This is a genomic window from Paracraurococcus lichenis, assembly GCF_030657435.1.
GTDB classification, from domain to species: domain Bacteria; phylum Pseudomonadota; class Alphaproteobacteria; order Acetobacterales; family Acetobacteraceae; genus Paracraurococcus; species Paracraurococcus lichenis.
Map to the genome: position 1 here is coordinate 1 of NZ_JAUTWS010000195.1, position 4,456 is coordinate 4,456.

A 4,456-nucleotide genomic window follows, 5' to 3' on the forward strand; every position below is an offset into this window, starting at 1 on the left:
TACTCGGCGACGTCCGTCAGCTCGTGCAACTTGTCAGCGTAGACATGCGGGTCGTCGGCCCAACCGATCACGATGTCAGGGCCCGTGCCGGTATTGGCGATGACCGCCGTCTGCGGTCGAATGTCTTCCCAGCCCACGAAGTCGACGCGAACGGGCACACCGTAGCGCTCGCTGAATTTGGCGGCGTTCTGGCGGAAGATCACCTCGTCCGGCTCGACGAAGCGGGCTGGCCGGGTGATGCGCAGCGTCGCACCGGGCTCGATCGGGAAATTCGGGGCGGGGATGTCGGCACGCGGGATGGTGACCGCAGGTTGCGCTGCAGCGGGACCTGCAACCAGGGCGGCGAGGCCGAGTGCCGCGCGTCGAGTGGCCTCAGTCATATCTGCTTCCTCCCAGGCGTCTGCAGGAGCGCGATGTCATGGCGCCCGCCTGGAGAGCATGCGCCTTTTTTGGTGATCGCGGATAAGAAGCGGAGATTGCTGAAGGATGGAACGCCATGACACGGCTGCACGGGTGACCGCGCGTGTCGTGCCGCCGCTACAGGGTGGGAGTGACGCTTACCCTCTTGTCGGGGGGCGCCGCAGCAAGATCGGCGACACCCCCGGTTCCGGTCCCTCGTCGAGCCCCGGAAATTCCGGCATTGGCGAAAGATCCACTCCGGCTCACTTTTGCCTGCGCCGCGTGGGCGCGGCCTTCGCACGGGGCTGCAACGGCGCCGAGACCAGCCTCGCCTTGTCCGCGGCTGGCGTGGCCGGCGCGGCCGTGAGCATTCCGTTCAGGCTGTCCTGTTTGGGTGCGGGTTCCGACCGTCCTCTGGAGGCTGTTGGAGGTGCCAGAGGCAGGGGCGGCAACCCCTCCGCTGCACCCGCGCGACGCTCTGCGGACGAATTGGCCACTGGCAGCGGCGCCCTGGGCTCCGGCACCTGGCCGACGATGGGCGGGCGAGTCACCCGCCCCCCCACGTGAGGTGCCGCCGTCGGCTGGACTGGAACACTCGCCGCGTGGACGCCGGCGGGGACCTCGGATCCCGGCCTTTCACTGGCGGCGACGGCATTCGTCACCGCGGGTCCACTCGGCGACGTGGCAAGCCAGGCCAGAGTGCCAGCAGCAGTCAAGCCGAGGCACATCCCGCTCAGCCGGATCCAGCGCCGTGGGATGCGGCGCTCCTCCGGCGACGGGATCCTCTCGAACTCGCTCCGCCTGTCCTCCGCCGGCGCAGCCCGCCGCATCGACACGACCGCGACTGGCTCACCCACTGGTCGCAAAAGATCTTGGCGGCTACCGTCATCGGAACGCCTTGGCGGCACGCCGAACAGGTCGTCGGTCCAAATCCGATCGCTGGGCACCACCAGGCGTGTCACGGTCGACACCCACGCGTCCCCGCCGCCCACAGTCAGTGGCGGCAGCTGCTGGAAGGCCTCGCTGACGAGTTGCAGTAGGCATGGCAGGTGCTCCGGTCGGACACTGGCCTGCACGATCGGCAGGTTGCCCCCGAAGATCGTCTCGAACCGTGCCTGGACAAGCCTCTCACGGAGCGCGCCGGCCCAGTCATCCGGCATCGCGTCCCGCCCTCGGGTGTCGAGCAGTGCCACCCCGAGCCTCGGGTGCATCAAGACCAGCTCGACGCGGATCGGCTTTCCCGGCGGGCCGCCGACCTCGCAGTCTCGACCACACACCCAGCCCTTGGGCAGGCGCCCAGAGCTGACTCCCGGCAGGTCGCCGGCCGGCTCACCGGACCGGCCATGTCGTCGAGCAGGTTGAGAATCCATACAAAACGCCCCTTGCAGTCCCCCGAGATACAAAGATTTCCGGCGGACCACTCCTGAACGAATGTTGCGGGCAGCCACACATACGCGTGCACTTGCCCGCCAAGTTGGACTGGTTCAGCCGGCGCCTCCTCCCCTGTGCCGCATGTCGCCAGGCAAGCCCGACCTCCCGTGGCCAACAGAAGCGCTGTGTTGTACTGATCAGCGCTGTGGACGCAGCTGCTGATCAGGTTTGGGCAGATCTGAATGCGCTCGCCGATCCTGCTGCTGACAGCAGTATTGGTGCGGCAGTCCGCTGCGACGCCAGGAAATCGGTGGTGGCGGGATGGCGCCAGGATCCCGGCATGGTCGAGCAGTTCCGGGCCGTTAGGAAACCTGCCGTCTTGATCCTTCGGCCCTGTCCAGCCGTGGCCTTGCTTCCTTCCCCTGCCTGTTCAGATCGCGCCGGCGCGGCGCAACGCCCCGATCTCGTCCGCCAGCAGCCCGAGCCAGTTGCCCAATACCTGGTCGGTGTCGGCGCCGCGGGCGCGGCCAGCATGCCGCAGCGCGGCGGGCGTGCCAGTCAGCCGCGGCACCGCGGCCGGCAGTACCAGCTCACCGGCGCGCTCATCCAGGATGCGGACCAGGTTGCCGCGGGCCATGAATTGCGGGTCCTCGAAGATGTCAGCGATGCTATTGATCGGCCCCCAGGGCACGCCCGCCGCGTCGCAGGCGGCGCCGAGCTGTTCCATGCTCATGCCCGCAGCCCAGTTCGCCACCAGCCCTTTGACCTCGCCGCGCGCGGCGAGACGCTGGGCCGTGGTCGCGAAGCGGTCCGGCCGCGTCAGCTCCGGCTTGCCCATCGCCTTCGCCAGGCGCGCGAAAATCTTGTCGCTGGTGCAGGCGATGGCGACCCAGCGGCCATCGGCGGTCTGCCAATGACCATGCGGCACCACGGTCGGTACGTCGGCGCCCATGCGCTCGCGCACGAAACCCGTGCGGGCATAGGCCGGTGCGATCTCGTCCAGCAGCCGGAAGACGGATTCATAAAGGCCGATATCGACATCCTGGCCCCGCCCGGTGCGCTCCGCCACCCGCAGCGCCAGCAGCACGCCGACTGCTCCCCAGAGGCCCGAAAGATAGTCGGCGAGCGACGTGGAGCCCGGCACCACGGGCCTGCCGTCCGGCTCGCCCGCCAGGTAGCTCAGCCCGCCGAAACCATGCGCCACGCGTGCGAAGCCGGGCAGGCCGCGCTTCGGTCCGGTCTGGCCATAGGCGCTGACCCGCAACACGACGAGGCGGGGATTGATCTGTCGCAGGCTGTCGGGCGACAGGCCCCAGTTCTCCAGCGTGCCGGGGCGGAAGTTCTCCAGCAGGACATCGGATTGCGCAACCAGCCGGCGGAAGATCTCCGCTCCCTGCGGGTGCCGCAGGTCCAGCGTCATGCACTGCTTGTTGCGCGCTTCGCTCAGCCAGGCCAGGGTGTCGCCGCATCCGGTGGGCGTGCCGAAGGCGCGCATGGGGTCGCCGAGCTTCGGATGCTCGATCTTCAGGACGGTGGCGCCGAAATCGGCCAGGATCGTGCCGGCAAAGGGGGCGGCGAGGAAGGTGGCGATGTCGAGCACCTTCACGCCGGCAAGAGGCGGCGCGTCGCTCATGATTGCGCATCCTCACCCGCCTGCTGCAGGATCTCGCGCGCCATCCATGCATGCACCGTATCCACCATCACGCCTCCCTCCCCGGCCGCGCCAGCACCCTCGGCTTCAGCACGCGCCAGCAATGCCAGGACCTTGTGTGCCCAGGCGATCCGTGCCTCACCCGGCGCGAAGACCTCGTTGATCACCGGCAGTTGGTCGGGATGGATCGCCCACTTTCCGGCATAGCCGAGCGCGCGCGATCGCCGCGCGGAGGCGCGCAGTCCCGCCATGTCGCGGTAATCGGCATAGACCGCATCGATTGGCAGCACCCCTGCGGCGCGACAGGCATTGGCGATTCGCGCGAGCGTGTAGTGCCACTGGTCCAGCAGACCCGGCGGGTCGCCCGGCATGGCATAGTCCGGATTGGGCAGCCCGACCGTGTCGTCGGGTGTGCGCATCTCCGCCATGTAGTCGCCGAGGCCGAAGATCACGGTCTCGACACGTGGATGTGCCGCGGCGATCTCCTCGACCTTGCCAACGCCCTTCGGCGTTTCGACCAGCGCCGCAATACCGATGCGCCGCCCTGGGCCGCGAGCGCGCTCGATGCCGTCCAGCAGGGCGGCCAGGAAGCGGATGTCGAATGCCTCCTCGGCCTTCGGCAGCACGATGCGGTCCAGACGCGGGCAGGCCTCGGCCACGTCCACGATGTCCCGGTGAAACCAGGGCGTGCCGATGCCGTTCACGCGAACCGAGAGGATGCGGCGCCCCCAGTCGAGCCCGTTGATGGCCGCGATCGCAGCAGCCCGCGCCGCCTCCTTGCGGTCCGGTGCTACCCCGTCCTCGAGGTCGAGGACCACCGCGTCCGCGTCACTCGCGGCCGCCTTCGCAAAGAAGCGCCCGGAGCTCGCAGGGACGGACAGCTCGCTGCGCTGGCGGCGGTCAGTCACGACACGCCCGGCTGCGGATGCCATCCTGTCTCTCTCCCGCGAATCCCTGCCATCAAACCCTCCGGTTGAGGACTGCCGCTTTGAGGCGCAGCGGAATACCGGGCGCCCGAAGGGCGCATGCCATGGC

2 protein-coding genes and 1 pseudogene are annotated in these 4,456 nt (G+C 68.8%); all 3 read right to left on the minus strand.

Annotated features, from left to right (window positions below):
- Nucleotides 1-380, minus strand: a pseudogene (locus Q7A36_RS38525) (ABC transporter substrate-binding protein); the annotation flags it as partial.
- Between the two features lie 1,820 nt (nt 381-2,200).
- Nucleotides 2,201-3,403, minus strand: coding sequence for a CaiB/BaiF CoA transferase family protein (locus tag Q7A36_RS38530; protein WP_305109088.1), 1,203 nt, complete (start codon nt 3,401-3,403; stop codon nt 2,201-2,203).
- On the minus strand, nt 3,400-4,456 hold a 1,057-nt coding region (locus tag Q7A36_RS38535), incomplete at its 5' end, for an HpcH/HpaI aldolase/citrate lyase family protein (protein ID WP_305109089.1). The genes Q7A36_RS38530 and Q7A36_RS38535, both read right to left, overlap by 4 nt.